11 protein-coding genes are annotated in these 15,471 nt (G+C 59.6%); 4 read left to right on the plus strand and 7 right to left on the minus strand.

Going from position 1 to position 15,471, the window contains the following annotated elements; genetic code table 11:
- The first annotated feature begins 189 nt into the window (after positions 1–189).
- Positions 190–4,263, plus strand: coding sequence for a glycosyltransferase (locus tag FLP30_RS08205; protein WP_168200071.1), 4,074 nt, complete (start codon positions 190–192; stop codon positions 4,261–4,263).
- 275 nt (positions 4,264–4,538) lie between these two features.
- On the opposite strand, the gene FLP30_RS08210 is transcribed toward FLP30_RS08205, so the two are convergent.
- The 3 genes from FLP30_RS08210 to FLP30_RS08220 all read right to left on the minus strand — a co-directional run bounded on the left by FLP30_RS08210 (position 4,539) and on the right by FLP30_RS08220 (position 7,941).
- On the minus strand, positions 4,539–5,312 hold the full coding sequence (locus FLP30_RS08210) for an arginyltransferase (protein ID WP_149279385.1): 774 nt from the start codon (positions 5,310–5,312) through the stop codon (positions 4,539–4,541).
- Between the two features lie 57 nt (positions 5,313–5,369).
- The gene (gene hemB, locus FLP30_RS08215; RefSeq protein WP_149279386.1) at positions 5,370–6,374 is read right to left on the minus strand and encodes a porphobilinogen synthase; all 1,005 of its coding nucleotides are present in this window, start codon (positions 6,372–6,374) and stop codon (positions 5,370–5,372) included.
- A 118-nt stretch (positions 6,375–6,492) separates the two neighbouring features.
- Positions 6,493–7,941 carry an amino acid permease gene (locus tag FLP30_RS08220; protein WP_149279387.1) on the minus strand — a complete coding sequence of 483 codons (1,449 nt, stop codon included), beginning with the start codon at positions 7,939–7,941 and terminating at the stop codon, positions 6,493–6,495.
- Positions 7,942–8,131: 190 nt separating this feature from the next.
- Between FLP30_RS08220 and glyA the strand changes: the two genes are divergently transcribed.
- The gene (gene glyA / locus FLP30_RS08225; RefSeq protein ID WP_149279388.1) at positions 8,132–9,421 is read left to right on the plus strand and encodes a serine hydroxymethyltransferase; all 1,290 of its coding nucleotides are present in this window, start codon (positions 8,132–8,134) and stop codon (positions 9,419–9,421) included.
- A 308-nt stretch (positions 9,422–9,729) separates the two neighbouring features.
- Here the strand turns inward: glyA and FLP30_RS08230 are convergent, their stop codons facing one another.
- Together FLP30_RS08230 and FLP30_RS08235 are read right to left on the minus strand one after the other, a co-directional pair.
- The gene (locus FLP30_RS08230; protein WP_149279389.1) at positions 9,730–10,779 is read right to left on the minus strand and encodes a M14 family metallopeptidase; all 1,050 of its coding nucleotides are present in this window, start codon (positions 10,777–10,779) and stop codon (positions 9,730–9,732) included.
- A 129-nt stretch (positions 10,780–10,908) separates the two neighbouring features.
- Positions 10,909–12,111, minus strand: coding sequence for a DEAD/DEAH box helicase (locus FLP30_RS08235; RefSeq protein ID WP_149279390.1), 1,203 nt, complete (start codon positions 12,109–12,111; stop codon positions 10,909–10,911).
- Positions 12,112–12,238: 127 nt separating this feature from the next.
- On the opposite strand from FLP30_RS08235, the gene FLP30_RS08240 reads away from it, so the two are divergent.
- On the plus strand, positions 12,239–13,264 hold the full coding sequence (locus tag FLP30_RS08240; protein WP_149280299.1) for a mitochondrial fission ELM1 family protein: 1,026 nt from the start codon (positions 12,239–12,241) through the stop codon (positions 13,262–13,264).
- A 10-nt stretch (positions 13,265–13,274) separates the two neighbouring features.
- On the opposite strand, the gene FLP30_RS08245 is transcribed toward FLP30_RS08240, so the two are convergent.
- Positions 13,275–13,469, minus strand: coding sequence for a hypothetical protein (locus FLP30_RS08245; protein WP_149279391.1), 195 nt, complete (start codon positions 13,467–13,469; stop codon positions 13,275–13,277).
- A gap of 39 nt (positions 13,470–13,508) precedes the next feature.
- The gene (gene serB / locus FLP30_RS08250; protein ID WP_149279392.1) at positions 13,509–14,402 is read right to left on the minus strand and encodes a phosphoserine phosphatase SerB; all 894 of its coding nucleotides are present in this window, start codon (positions 14,400–14,402) and stop codon (positions 13,509–13,511) included.
- Between the two features lie 30 nt (positions 14,403–14,432).
- Here serB and miaA point away from each other — a divergent pair, with 30 nt between their 5' ends.
- Entirely contained in the window at positions 14,433–15,470 is a 1,038-nt protein-coding gene (gene miaA / locus FLP30_RS08255; RefSeq protein ID WP_408834440.1) for a tRNA (adenosine(37)-N6)-dimethylallyltransferase MiaA, read from the plus strand.
- The last annotated feature ends 1 nt before the right edge of the window (position 15,471 follow it).

The raw sequence follows: 15,471 nt of genomic DNA on the forward strand, positions 1-15,471 counted from the left end.
TGGCATGATAATGTTGTAGCCCCTTATTTGATTTTAAATTCAAGACTAAGTCAAAAAGTCCAATATTAATTTTTTGAATATGGATTTTTTATTCTTTTTTACTTTGGAAAGTCTTCAACCTATGGATATTTGGCGCCGAGTGAGCTAAAAAACACATTTCTCATGTGCGGGTTAAGGCGGCGTCATTCCATGCAGCAGTCGGTTGGCAAAAGTAACATCCTGCGTTCCCTCTCTCGGAAACGTTCCCGGTGGTTCTCCGCTAAAGGAGATGCCAGTTATGACCAGCGCGACTGGGCACAAGCCGCCGAATATTACCGCAAAGCTGTTGCAATCTCACCCGACAGGCGCGCTGTCTGGATCCGTCTTGGCCATGCGCTGAAAGAGGCTGGCCAACTGGAAAATGCTTTCGAGGCCTATTCCAAAGCAAGCGCCTTGCCCGGCGATAATGGTGATGCCCCCTACCACATGGCTGTGTTGGCCAACATGCTTAACCGTGGCCCCATTGCCATGCTGGGCTTTGCTCAGGCATTGCGTGAAAAGCCAGAGCACGATGCCGCAGCTGGGGAGCTTAGGGGCTTTCTGTCTGAAAATTTTGACAGCAATTTTTATCGTAAAACTTACCCGGAATCTCTTGAAAGCGGCATGCATCCGCTCATCCATTATATTGACCATGGGCGGGCAGAAGGACGGCTGCCTAACGCCGGGGCTGCGGTCAAAGTGCGTGCGGATATCCGCAGCCAGATCGTTAAGGAATTCAGGTTTAATAAACCGGGGCGTGAAGCCGCTATCCTGATCACTCATGTGCCCGCTGGGCGTATGAAACCGCATGTGCTGCCCTATATGACCCTGCTGCGGAATGCAGGTCTGTCCGTGTTGCTGGTTGTTATTGTTGACCGTCCTCTGCAACTGACGGATGAGGAATACGCAGCGGCCGATGGCATTATCGTGCGCGATAATGGTGGTTACGATTTCGGGGCCTGGCAGCAGGCTTTCCAAAGCTGTCCGGAAGTATTCGGGGCCAAGCTTCTGGTCGTGACCAATGATAGTATTGTCCCAACGGCAGACATTACTATTTTCAATGCGATGATCGAGCGCGTGCGGCAGTGCCCGGCGGATATTGTCGGTCTGACGGAAAGCCATGAATACGGCTGGCATATTCAGAGTTATTTCGTAGCCTTCAAACCAAAAGCACTGAGTTCCTGGGCATTCCAGAACTTTATCCGTGACATCCGCCGGATTGATGACAAGGACGAAGTTATCCGCACGTATGAGGTGCCCTTTGGCCGGAATATGCGGACAGCAGGTCTGACGGTGCAGGCGCTTTATGTCAGCTCTTTTGCAGCGAACCCGACTTTCTTTGGCTGGCGGGAACTGATCGAGGCAGGATTCCCCTTCATCAAAGTTCTTATGTTGCGCAAGAAGTTTGAGGAATCGACGGATCAGTTGAAGTTTCTTAAAAAACTTCAGAAAGAATGGCCGACAGTGTTGGAAAAGGCTGGCTTTGACGTCGATCTTGTCCGTCATGCTATTTTTGCGGCTGACCTGTCGTCTCTTCCGGCAGGTCATGACCATTCGCTGCTGGTCAATCCCAAGCAGTATCAGGCTATTACTACGGATCATCCGCTGCGGATCGCTTATTTTGGACCGTGGAACTACGATAATGGTCTGGCGTCAGCCAGTCGTGAACTGCTGTGCGCGCTCCATCATACAGGGGTGCAGATCAATGCCTACCCGGTGCAGAAACCTTTTCACATTCACCGGCTGTTATGTCCGGCAGTGCCGACCCTCGACTTTGCTGGGCAGCCTGATATTGCCATAGTGCATCTCAATCCTGATTCATGGAATGTCCTGACAGACGAACAACTGGCGATTATACGCTCTGCCAAACAGCGTATTGGTTACTGGGTCTGGGAAACTGACCATCTGCCTGCCGCGTGGAAGCACGACCTGCATTCCGTTGACCGGATCTGGTCTCCCAGCGTGTATTGCGCCGAGGTGTTCGAGCGGGAAGTGGGTGTGCCTGTTGATGTTGTGCCGCATCCGGTCCGTATTCCGCCCAGAATTGCGACTGACCGCGACACCATGCTGCGCCGTTTTGGCATCGACCCCAAGCAGCGTGTTATCCTGTATATCTTTGACGGTGCCAGCTATCTGGTGCGCAAAAACCCGGATGGGCTTGTCCGTGCCTTTGCTGCTTCGGGGCTGGCCAAGCAGGGTTGGACATTGGTGCTTAAAACCAAGCATCTGTTTGACCGGCCCGAGGCAGGCAAGGCTCTGACCGAACTGGTGGAGCAGACACCCGGCGCTCGTATTCTCGAAGTTTCTCTTTTTGCAGATGAGGTCACAAGCCTGCTGGCTGCGGCGGATATCTATGCCTCGCCCCATTGCTCGGAAGGTTTTGGCCTGACCGTGGCAGAGGCTATGGCTGTCGGAAAATCCGTTGTGGCAACCGACTATTCTGGAACCAAGGACTTTCTCGACGCATCATGCGGCTACCCCGTCCCCTCTACCTTGTGGACGCTGACAGAAAACCACGGTCATTATCTGAAAGGCCATAAGTGGGGTAAAATTGACGAAAAAGGACTGACAGCATCCTTGGTCAAAGCCGCAACCGCCATCATGCGGGGCGATCAGTCCATGGGTAAGGCTGCCAGGAACACCATCGAACGCCTGCTGTCGTATGAGGCGGTAGCCCGCCAGATTACCGCCAGCTTTGACGCGCTTGTGGCCGATACCGACCCTGTTATCCGTCAGGAACGGGCAACCCGTCAGGCGCTGACTGTGCTGCCAGAAGCCCCCGAAGTTACTGTAGGACAGGCACCAGGCATCAAGTTCAGCAAGATGGAGCAGGATACCCGATACACTGTTATCCCGGTTCCGCTGGCATCCGACCTGTCGTGGGATCTGGAGCAACTGCCGGAAGGTGAACCGACCGACTGGCTGTTTTTTGCACCCCACAACGCCTATGTGCACCCCGATGCCCAGGCCATGCTGGTGGAGGCCGCAAACAACAGGCCCGATATCTCGCTCTTCTATGCGGATGATGTGGCGGCGGATGAGAGCATGCTCAACCGTATCCGCCTTAAGCCTGATTTCAACAAAACCCTGCTTATCGCGCAGGATTATATTGGCGCGCCCGTCTTTATCCGGCGCAAGATGCTGGACGCCGTCGGGGGGCTTAAGACAGCCCGTGGCACAGCCATGCTGTATGATCTGGTGCTACGCGTGGCTGAGGCCGGGGGCGGGATCAGCCGCATCCTGCATATTGTGCTGGCGTATAGGGGTGAACGCCCGGTTGCCAGCCTCAAGGACCGTCTTGCCGTTCTGCAATCCATGCAGGCGGGGTCGGATATCGACTACGTGCCGGGCATGGCACCAGAACTGCTGATGCAGCGTAAGCAGTTCAAACGTGGGGAATATCCGGCGGTTTCCATTGTCGTTCCCACACGGCGCACCCGTAGCACCATGACGGGCAAGCCCTATGTGGAGGAATTGCTGGAAGGCATTGCCAAGGCGTCCTGGCCCATGGACAAGGTGACGGTGATTGTGGGGGATGACGTCAGCGGGGAGCCTGATTGGGCCAAACGCCGCTGGCCCTTTACCCTGCGCCGGATTGAGACCGTTCGCCCAGCGGATGAGGCATTTAACTACGCCGCTAAAATGAACCGCCTGTGGCGCACGGCCAAGGACGAGCATATCGTCTTCATGAATGACGATAGCGCTCCGGTTGGTCCGAACTGGCTGGAAGCCCTGATGACCTTTGCCTCCGACGCCAGCGTGGGTGGGGTGGGTGTCCGTCTGTATTACGAGGACGGCAGCATCCAGCACGCGGGTATGGTGCCGGTGTTCCGTACGGTTGCCCATGCCTGGCTGAACTGGCCAGCAGACGCCACGACCTATCAGGACTGGGCAGTGTCTCAGCGTGAATGGTCGATGGTAACGGGGGCTGTGTTTGCAACCCGCCGCGCCATTCTGGAGCAGTTGAACGGGTTTGATGAACGCTTCAGCCTGGAATTCAACGATGTTGACCTATGCCTGCGTATCCGCAACCTCGGCTACCGGATTGTGTACAACCCCGATGCCCAGTTCACCCACGCAGAAAAAGCATCACGCGGGGAGACCATTCCCCCAGGGGCGGAAGTAGCACTGTTCCTGTCGCGCTGGTCGCGTTGGCTGGATGTTGACCCCGCATCGCACCCAGGCCTTGCCAAGGACAGGCTGGATATTGTTGCCGTGCCTCAGCATGGTGCCTGGTATAACTGACCGTAGCCTGTCCCTATGGCATGGAACGGCAAAGGCGATGGACGCAGGTCCATCGCCTTTTTTAGTGTGGGCTGGACTGCAGTGGGGTAGCAGGCCCTGTCATTCTGGTTGAGATGCATGCTTTACCACGGGTTGCGAGCAAGGCCGTAGCTAAGCAGATGCGTTACCATGCCAAATGTGTTGGGCTTGGCTGACAGTGCCCCCATTTTGGGCGGCGAAGCCTGTTGCTGTGGCTCCTATACGATAAGCCGCAGTTTCTGTTTGTGTCGCTGCGCTTAAAACAGGGGCGCCGCTGGGAACAGAGCGGTACGAAGTGTGGAGGGCGGATGTGCCGGGTCCAGTTCCTGCCAGCGGTCGTCCCGCAGGATTTCAGCCGGGCGGTAACGGCTTTTGTAAGCCATTTTAGGGCTCTCCGGTATCCAGTAGCCCAGATACAGGTAAGGTCGTTGCAGCAGGGTGGTCTGCTGGATCAGGAACAGGATTAGATAGCTGCCGAGCGAGCGGTGGTTCATATCCGGCTGGAAGAAACTGTAGACCGCCGACAGCCCGTCTTCCAGCACGTCGGTCAGACTGACAGCGACGAGCGCGCCTGTTGGGTCGCGAAATTCTATAATGCGGGTATCAACCGGCGTATCCTGGAGCATGACCGTATAGTCACGCTGGGTCATGGCCGCCATTTCACCTGTTGCGTGGCGTTGCGTCAGGTAAAGATGGAACAGGTCGTACTGTTCCTGTGTGGCGGTTGGGGGCAGTAATGTTGCTGTCAGGTCCGTATTGCGCTGCCAGACACGGCGCTGCGTGCGGCTTGGCATAAAGCGCTGAACTGGCAAGCGGATGGGGATACAGGCGGAGCACCCGACACACAGGGGCGCGTATGCCAGGGTGTGGCTACGCCGGAACCCTGCGCGAGACAGGCAGCTATGCAGGGTGTCGGCGTCTGGCACGGCCAGGTCCGCCAACACCTTGCGCTCCATCCGGTCGGGCAGATAGGGGCACTGCTGCGGTGTCGATGTATAAAAAAGTTGTGGTCCGCGCAGTGAGGAGGTCATGCTGCTGTGTCCAGGGAACAGGGGCGGCGTTGCGGGTGCTGCCCGGCGGAATAAGGCTTACCGGCCGAGGGTCTCCCGGATGGTGGTGGCGGCTTCTATGGCAAAATAGGTCAGAACCCCATTGGCCCCGGCCCGGCGGAAGGCCAGCAGGCTTTCCATAATGGCCCGTTCACGCTCCAGCCAGCCGTTGTTGATGGCGGCCATCAGCATCGCGTATTCGCCCGAGACCTGATACGCAAAGGTCGGCATGCTGAAAGTGTCCCGCACCCGCCTGATAATGTCCAGATACGGCATGCCGGGCTTGACCATGACCATGTCTGCCCCTTCTGCAATATCCATTTCGACTTCACGCAGGGCTTCGTCGCTGTTGGCGGGGTCCATCTGGTAGGTTTTTTTGTCGCCCTTGAGCATGGAGCCAGACCCCAGAGCATCCCGGAAGGGGCCGTAAAAGGCACTGGCATATTTGGCGGCATAGGACATGATGCGCGTGTTGGTCAGGTCGTTACTGTCCAGCGCGCGGCGTATGGCGGCAATCCGCCCGTCCATCATGTCAGACGGGGCGATGATGTCCACACCGGCTAGAGCCTGATTGACGGACTGCTGGACAAGGATTTCGACCGAGGCATCATTGACGACGTAACCATCCTTCACCAACCCGTCGTGTCCATGGCTGGTGTAGGGGTCGAGGGCGACATCTCCGATCAGGGCGATATCGGGAAATTCCTGTTTGAGCAGCCGTGCCGCACGACACATCAGGTTGTCGGGGTTGGTTGCCTCTGTCCCGCGTTCGTCCCGGACTTCAGTCGGGGTGACGGGGAAGAGTGCCAGAGCCGGAATACCAAGCCGGGCTGCGGGCTCCACATGGCGGGCCAGCCGGTCCAGTGTGACACGGTGCGCTCCGGGCATGGAGGCAACCTCGGTCACGGTGTCGGTCCCTTCGGTGAAGAAGATCGGCCAGATCAGGTTATCAACAGCAAGGCTGTTTTCCGCCACCAGGCGTCGGGTCGCGGCGTCATGGCGGTTGCGGCGGGGGCGGCTCAAGGGAAAATGACCGACCGGCATGGACGAGAACTCCTGAACGGCTCCAGACCGTCAGGAAGGCTGGAGCAGCAAAGTGAAAAATAAGGACAGTGGCGCAGTATGCGCTCCTGTCCGGCTTATGCAAGACCGGCGCGGCAGGTCAGCTCTGTGCCAGTTTGCTGTGTCTGCGACCGTAAAAGAGGTAAATGCCCATGCCGATGGCCAGCCAGATGACCAGCCGCAGCCATGTCAGACCGTCCAGAAAGATCATCATGGACCCGCAGGACAGAACCCCCAGCACAGGGACAATGTCACCCCCCGGCACGCGGAAGGCACGGGGGTGGGCCGGAGCCTTGCGGCGCAGGACAAACACCCCGATGCAGACCAGCACAAAGGCCAGCAACGTGCCGATGGATGTCATATGCCCCAGTTCGGAAATGGGCAGGAACGCGCTGAACAGGCTTGTCAGCACCATGAAGAAGATGTTGCACACCCACGGGGTCTGGAAGCGGGGGTGGGTGATGCTGAACATGCGCGGCAGCAGCCCGTCGCGCGACATGGCAAAAAAGACGCGGCTCTGACCCAGCAGCAGCCCCATCAGCACGGAGGTAAAGCCGCAGATAATCCCGATCTTGATGGCAAGCTGCAACCACGGGTATGGCGTGTGGTTGATGGCGGTTGCCACGGGGGCGGCATCTCCCAGCATGTCGCGGTAATTGACAAGCCCGGTCATGACAAAGGCAAAGCAGACATAGGCCAGCGTGCAGACCAGCAGGCTGCCCAGAATACCGATAGGCATGTCGCGGGCAGGGTTTTTGGCTTCCTGCGCGGTGGTGGAAACCGCATCAAACCCGACATAAGCAAAAAAGATGGTGCCTGCCGCACGCATGACGCCCGAAAACCCGTAATGGCCAAAAGTGCCATCATTGGGTGGGATAAACGGGTGATAGTTGGCGGGGTTGATGTAGCTGATGCCAAACCCGATAAAAGCGACAATGACCAGCACCTTGATGGTGACAATCACGGCATTGACCATGGCGGACTGCGAAATGCCACGGATCAGAATGGCTGACACAGCACAGATGATCACCACGGCAGGCAGGTTGATCAGACCATGCGCCACGCTGCCATCAGCCAGGTGAACGGTCTCGAAGGGAGAGGCCGTAAGCTGGGGGGGCAAGCCTATCCCCCATGTGCCCAGGAGCGATACGGTATAGCGTGACCAGCTGACCGCCACGGTGGCGGCCCCCACGGCGTATTCCAGCACCAGGTCCCAGCCGATAATCCAGGCCATCAGTTCGCCCAGAGTGACGTAGGCATAGGTATAGGCGCTGCCCGCAACAGGGATCATGCTTGCCAGTTCGCTGTAGCACAGCCCTGCGAATCCACAGGCGATGGCCGCGATGATGAAGGAGATTACAACGGCTGGCCCTGCGTTTTCCGCGGCGGCAATCCCGGTCAGGGAAAACAGACCCGCGCCGATGGTGGCGCCCACACCCAGTGCGACCAGGCTACCCGGCCCCAGAACGCGCTTGAGGCCCTGAGTGTTGCTCAGGCTGCTCAGGGGAAGACAGCGTGTAAAGGCTGACGAGGCTGGATTTTGCTCCATAGTCTTTTTTTTCTCCTGTCAGGGGCGCGACGAACGCGGTAAAGAGAGCGCCAGCGGTCATGTTTATTATAAAACAGGCCACGAGCACATCCGGCAAGATGTGTCTGATACCGTAATGAAGTGGTTGCCAGCCAACCGTAGCCCCCTGCCACGGCTGGCTGGCAACCCCGCCTTTTAAGGATATGTCTGAATGAGCCAGGCCGATCTGGACCGTTTTTTCCAAGCGTCACTTTCTGACACGGACCCTGCGGTATCGTCAGCAATTGCTGGGGAACTGACCCGTCAGCAGGAAGGGATTGAACTGATCGCAAGCGAGAACATGGTGTCTGCTGCGGTGCTTGCCGCGCAGGGCAGTGTTCTGACCAACAAATACGCCGAAGGCTACCCCGGCCGCCGCTACTATGGTGGCTGTGTTGAGGTGGACAAGGTGGAAACCCTTGCCATTGAGCGCGTGAAGGAACTGTTCGGGGCGGGTTATGCCAACGTGCAGCCTCATTCGGGCGCCAATGCCAACCAGGCCGCCTTTATGGCCATGGGCCAGCCGGGCGATGTCGTGCTGGGTATGAGCCTTGCAGCAGGCGGGCACCTGACCCACGGCGCTGCCCCCAACTATTCGGGCAAGTGGTTCAAGGCCGTGCAGTACGGCGTACGCCAGCAGGACGGCCTGCTGGATTACGAGGAAATGGAACAGCTGGCGCGTGAGCATAAGCCGCGTATTATTGTTGCCGGTGGTTCTGCTTATCCGCGCATTATCGACTTTGCCCGCTTCCGCAAGATTGCGGACGAAGTGGGCGCGTATCTCATGGTCGATATGGCGCATTTTGCTGGTCTGGTGGCGGCTGGTCTGTACCCGAACCCGCTTGAGCATGCCCACATTGTCACCTCCACCACGCATAAAACCCTGCGTGGCCCGCGTGGCGGCCTGATCCTGACGAACGATGCGGACCTTGCGAAGAAAATCAACTCCGCAGTGTTCCCCGGTCTGCAGGGTGGCCCGCTGATGCATGTGATCGCAGGCAAGGCCGTAGCGTTTGGTGAAGCCCTGCGCCCCGACTTCCGGGAATATCAGGCCGCAGTGCAGAAAAACGCGATCGTTCTGGCAGAAGTGCTGGTCGAGCGTGGTTTTGACATTGTGACTGGTGGCACGGACTCCCACCTGCTGCTGGTGGACCTGCGCCCCAAAAAGGTGACAGGCAAGGCAGCGGAAGCCGCTCTGGAACGGGCAGGCATTACTGCCAACAAGAACGCCATTCCCTTTGACCCGGAAAAGCCCGCCATTACCTCTGGCGTGCGTCTTGGCAGCCCGGCCGCTACGGCCCGCGGGTTCCGCGAAGCCGAGTTCCGCCAGATTGGCGAGATGATTGACGAAGTGCTGACAGCTCTGGCCGCTTCCGGCGGTGAGGGTGATACAGCAGTTGAAAACGCAGTCCACGCCCGTGTGCGTGAACTGTGCGCACGTTTCCCCATTTACTCCCGCTAACGGGGGTGGCTCGGTCTGCTGCCTGAAGAGGCGGCAGGCCAGGTTGTGGAGAAGTCTGACGGCAGGGTGTGGAGCTTGGGCTCCGCACCCTGTTTTTGTTTGGGGCGCCTAGACTGGCAGGCGCAGAGTGAACGCGCTGCTGAAATCACTTTATTGGAGCAAGGGTGCATACGAGGGTTTCAGACCCTTTTGTGGGCAACACCTGCAAGAGAGGCGACGAGGCTGCAACGCGGCAGCGGTCTTTCTTCCGCGAGTATTAAGATCTGCCGCGTCTTGTTAGCATCGGCATGCGTATCAGGCTGGTCGTGTCAGGCCACAGGGTCATCCGGGCGGGCTAGTCTTACGGCCGTGTGTCGCCGTCTGGGGCGTAGGTTGGGCATAACAAGCATGCAATTATCGTAAGGCGTGCGGATTTCATCAGGTCCGTCACGGGCGATGAGCGTTCCCGCCTGAGCGATGATCGTGCCGCTGGCAAAAGGCTGACGGAAGCGGAATGTCGCGGTTTCCGCCGTTATGCAGTCTGTGACCGTAGCATTCAGCACCACCCCGCCCGTCGTCTGCTGTGTGGTGTCCGGGTAAGGGAGCATTCCTGCATGGGCCAGAAACAGCCGTGTGCATAAAAGGGCCTGCTGGGCCGTACTCTGCCGCCAGTGCTGTCCGGCTTCCAGCAGGCAGGCCCGTGCCAGATTGCGGCTGGAAGAAAAGCGTTTGTAATCAATCAGCCGAGTGCCGTCATCATGGCCTTCGTCGCGGACAACGGCGGGGCAGTTGGGCTGTGCCTGGGCCAGCAGGGTGGCCAGTCGGATGTTTCTTTCGGGTGGGTTGACCAGAAAGAGCGGCTCCCCCGGCCAGAGCATGGAGTGCAGGTCCAGCAGAATATCCGCTGTATCAATGACCGGCAGGACCTCTCGCACCCGGCGCATTTCGTACGAACTGTGGGCCGAGCGGATAAACTCGGGTCGCCACAGGCGGTTCATATCCTCTTCCACATATCGGGCCAGTGCAGGCTTGGCGGGGGTGAAGCTGGCATAGGCCTGGAGGTTGAGGAAAATAAAACTCATGCGGCCCAGGCGTGGCCTTACGCCTTCTTGCAGCAAGGTATCCAGCGCGTAGGCTCCGCAGGGTTCGTTACCGTGCATGATAGCCGTAACAACCGCATGCGGGCCGGGCTGGCCGCTCTCAAAATGCTGTACGCCTGCAATGCCGCAGTTGCCACTCTGCCAGGGAGTCAGATCGGGGAGGGGATATTCCGTCAGGGCTGTGGGCAGCGCAACAGGCTGGGGGGGCAATGTGTCGGACAGGGTGCGGAAGCGGATGTGCTTCTGCCTCCATTTCTGACGTTTTGCCCCACAACTCATGCAGGCCCCGCGGGACGGAGGTTCTGTGTCCGTGGGACAGAGTATCGGTGGGGGAAACAGCCGGGTTGCATGGTGCCCCAGTATGCGGCGGGCTGGGGGAGGCTGCAATCCCCCCTCTGGGGGTGTGTTTTAGCTCTGCCGGTTGGTGCGGGTGCGGGGGGCGCCTGCCTTGGCTGTGGGGGTGGGCAAAGCCTGTTCGGGGGTCAGGATTCGCAGGCGGGTATTGGTGCCACTTTCAATCCCGCGCAGGTTGTTGCGTTCGTTAGGTGCACAGAGTGTCAGTGCTGAGCCCTTTTGCCCGCCACGTCCTGTGCGGCCAATGCGGTGCAGGTAGGTTTCGGGCTGGTTTGGCACGTCGTAGTTGATCACCTGCGCGACGGAGGCAATGTCGAGCCCACGGGCGGCAACATCGGTTGCCACCAGCACATACACGCGGCCGGAGGCAAAGCTGGCCAGCGTGCTGGTGCGCTTGTCCTGTGTCAGGTCGGCATGCAGGGGGGCAGCAGCCAGCCCGGCTTTTTTAAGGGTGCTGGCCAGCACGTCTGCCTCTGATTTGGTGCGGACAAACACAATGCTGCGCAGCCGAGGGGCGCGGGAGAAAAAGTTTTTCACAAAAGGCAGCTTCGCGTCGTCATCCATGAACAGGGCTGCCTGCCGAATCGGCCCCTGCCGGGTTGGCAGGCGGTCGATGGTAATATCCTGCGGCTTGTGCAGCAGGGCTGACAGCAACGGCTGCTGGTCCTGGGGGCGCGTGGCGGAGAAAACAAGCGTTTGCAGGGGCTTGGGCAGATGGTCCAGCACGGTCGATGTTTCGTCCAGGAACTCGGCGGACAGCAGGCGGTCGCCTTCGTCCAGAACCAGATGGGCGCAGTCATCCAAAATACACAGCCCTGCTATTAACAGGTCGAGCAGGCGCCCCGGTGTGGCAATAATCACGCGGCTTGTGTGGTCATGTCCTGCCAGCAGGTCTGCCTGCTCAGTTTTGTCCATACCACCCAGAATGGAAATGACGGGTAATGACGCAGGTTGACCTTTGATGGGGTTGGCCATGCAGGCGTTAAAAACCTTGGCGGTCTGGAGTACCAGGTCACGTGTGGGCTGGAGCACCAGAACACACCGGGGTTTGCGCGCAGCCTGGAGTTTCTGGATCAGGGGCAGGGCATAGGCGGCGGTTTTACCTGTGCCTGTGGGGGCCGTTGCAAGAATGTCCCGCCCGTCCAGAATAGCCGGGATGGCAGCCTGCTGGATGGGGGTGGGTTCAAGCAGGCCCGCCTGTTTTGCCTGTGCGCACAGGGCGGCAGAGAGGCCTGTGTTTTCGAAACCACCGGACATAGTGTTGCCTTTCTCGTGGGGGAAAAGGTGGAAGGCCTTGCACACACGCTCTTGTGTCTGCAAGGACATAAAAAATATGCGGCGCCAAGCTGGCCCGCATGTGGGGTGTAGCAAAGGAAGGCGCGTGATGACGAGCGCAGTCTATGCCGGAACGGTAGCGGGTTCAAACACGGTGGCCGACACTGTGCAATGCGCGGCGTTTGTGGTGGGGGAAGATTTTGCGGGCATGCGCTCGCAGGCGCTGGGCCTGGCCGAGCGTGCGGGCTGGCGCAGCACGTTCTGCCCAGTCAGACCAGACCGGATTGCCCGGCTGGCGCTGGGCGGGCCTGCCTGGCTTGGCCGCCCGTTCCTGCGTGGGCATGACGGCAAGGCGCTGGAGGACAGCCCCGACCTGGCACAATCGGCTGTTGTTATTAGCGTAGGCGGTAAGGGTGGGGCTATGGGGGCTGCCCTGCGGTCTTCCCGGCACCCGGTTGTGCAGGTACAGAACCCACGGCAGAACCTCTCCCGGTTTGATCTGATCGTGGCGTGCCGGCATGACGACCTGAGTGGCCCTAATATTCTTGTCGGACGCACGGCCGTGCACGGGCTGACAGAGCCTTGCCTGCGGGCGGCGCGTCAGGTGTGGCAGCCGCGTTTTGAGCATCTGCCAAGGCCGCTTGTGGCGGCTCTGGTTGGAGGTGGCAACGGGCGTTATCGCTTTACGGATGCCGAAGCCCACAGGCTGGGGCAGGTGCTGGTCAACACTGTAAAGGCGGAGGGGGGGAGTTTGATTGTCACCCCCTCGCGCCGGACACAGCCTTCGGCGCTGAAAATTCTGGCGGGCTATGTGCAGCAGGTGAATGGCGTTCTGTGGGATGGCGAGGGCGAAAACCCCTATGTCGGCCTTATTGCCTGTGCCGATAGTCTGGTGGTGACCATGGATAGTGTGTCCATGGTGTCGGAAGCTGTGGCGGGGGAAGCCCCGGTGACCGTTTTCCCCCTGCCTGGCCGGTCCCACCGGATCAGCCATTTTATTGAGGAGCTGGAACTGGCTGAGCGTGTGCGTGTGCTGGACAGCACGGCTGACCGCTTGCCCAGGTCATGGGGTGTCAGGCCGCTGGATGATACGCCAGAGCTGGTGGGGGAAATGCATCGCAGGCTGGGGTTCTAAGGCTCAGGCCTTAGACCCAGATTGCTCCCAGCAAAACCAGCGTGCCCACAATCAGGGCGGCAACATGCCGCATGACATGCTCTGGCGTGTCCTGCGGCAGTGCGATGTAGAACAGCAGACAGTACGTTACCAAACCCACGCCAATGACGGCGCTGAGGGTGCGGATAATCGGGTAGGTTGAAATGTCGCGCGGGTCGAACTGCATGGCCTGTCCTGTTGCTGCTCCCCCCGGCGCGTCTGCGTGTCAGCCTTCTACGAAGGCTGATGCCGGATAGCCCTGTGCGAAGAGTGCCGCCCGTAGGGAGGAGTGGTTGATCTGGCTTGCGATACTGTGGCGTACAACCGGCTTGGCATGGAAGGCCAGCCCAAGCCCTGCCGCACCCAGCATGGGCAGGTCGTTAGCGCCGTCACCAATGGCAAGAGCGGCTGAAACGGGCAGTTTCAGGCTGTCCGCCAGCGTGTTGAGCAGGCGCAGTTTTGTGTCGGGCCCCAGAACAGGCTGCTCTACGGTGCCTGTCAGGGTTGCGCTGTCGTCGCTCAGGTGCAGTGTGTTGGCGTGGTGTTCATCAAAGCCGCACAGCGCGCCGACACGGGCGGTAAAATATGTAAACCCGCCTGATACCAGCGCTGTTCTGGCACCATGCGCCTTCATGGTGCGGACCAGTGCAACTGCCCCTGTGTTCAGGGTAACATCGGCCCAGGCCTGCTCCAGCAGGGTGGCGGGCAAACCCCGCAACAGGGCGACCCGTTCGTTGAGGGAACTGGCAAAATCCAGCTCTCCATTCATGGAGCGGGCGGTAATGGCCGCAACCTTGTCCCCCAGACCGGCAAGCCGGGCCATGTCGTCCAGCGTTTCGTTGGCGACAATGGTGCTGTCCATGTCGGACACCAGCAGCATTTTGCGCCGACCTTCTACCGAGGTCAGAATGGGGTCCACCTGCTGGGTACCCAGCGCCTCGCGCAGGTCGGGCAGTCTGTCCCATGCTGTGGCGGGGCAGGGAATATCCACAGCCTCGCCAGCAGACAGAACGGTGGCCTCTCCCATGCCGGAAACAATGTCCCGGGCAAGGGCGATGGTCGAGGGGGTGAGAACTGTTGCCTCGCGCTGGGCAACAAGGGTCAGAACAAGGCTCGTCATGGCTGGGTGGTGTGTGGCAGGAAAGCGGGCATGAAGCAAGAAGAACACAGCATGCAGGCAGAGGCCAGGGCCATGGTGGGCCACAGCGGCAGGCAGCCCGTGGCCCTGATTGTGGCCGGGCCAACCTGTTCGGGCAAATCCGCATTGGCGCTGGAGGTGGCGGCACGGCTACCGGCAACCATTATCAATGCGGATTCCATGCAGGTCTATCAGGACCTGCGTGTGCTGACGGCCCGCCCGACCGAGGCGGAGGAGCGCGCAGTGCCGCACCGCCTGTATGGTGTGTTGCCAGCCGGGCAGACCGGTAGCGTGGCGTGGTGGCGGACACAGGCGCTGGCCGCCATGGAGGACGCATGGCAGGCCGGGCGGCTGCCTGTTTTGTGTGGTGGCACCGGGCTGTATATGCGCGCACTCACCCACGGGCTGGCGTTGATTCCTGAGTGCCCGGACGACATTCGTCTGGCCGCGCGCGATCTGGTCGCACAGGACGGCTCCGCCGCCGTGCACGCGCGTTTGCAGGTGCTGGACCCGGAGAGTGCAGCCCGCCTGAAGCCGGAGGACAGCCAGCGCGTTACGCGTGCGTGGGAGGTCTGGCATGCAACAGGCAAAGGGATGAGCTGGTGGCAGGCCCAGCCAGGCCTGCCTGCGGCGGACTGTCGGTTTGTGGCGGTGCGTCTGGCACCGGAGCGGCCTATTCTGCGTGAGCGCATTGCCCGTAGATTCGCAGCCATGCTGGCAGGCGGTGCGGTGGAGGAAGTGCAGGCTCTGCTTGCCCAGGGGCTGGACCCGGCTCTGCCCGCCATGCGCGCCCATGGTGTGCCGGAACTTGCCGCGATGCTGGCTGGTGTTATAACAAGGGCCGAAGCCGAGCAGCGTGCCGTCCTGGCCACGGGCCGTTACACCAAGCGGCAGGCAACATGGTTTGCCCACCATGATCTGACAGAAAATGGGCTTACTAAAATAGTCAGCACATATTTCGACACGGATACGCAATTTTCGGAAAGAAACATGGACGATATTATATCTTTTATTGTTTCTGGGATTGACGCCCCACCGGGCAGGGCATAAA

This window comes from Acetobacter vaccinii, from assembly GCF_008365315.1.
GTDB lineage: Bacteria > Pseudomonadota > Alphaproteobacteria > Acetobacterales > Acetobacteraceae > Acetobacter > Acetobacter vaccinii.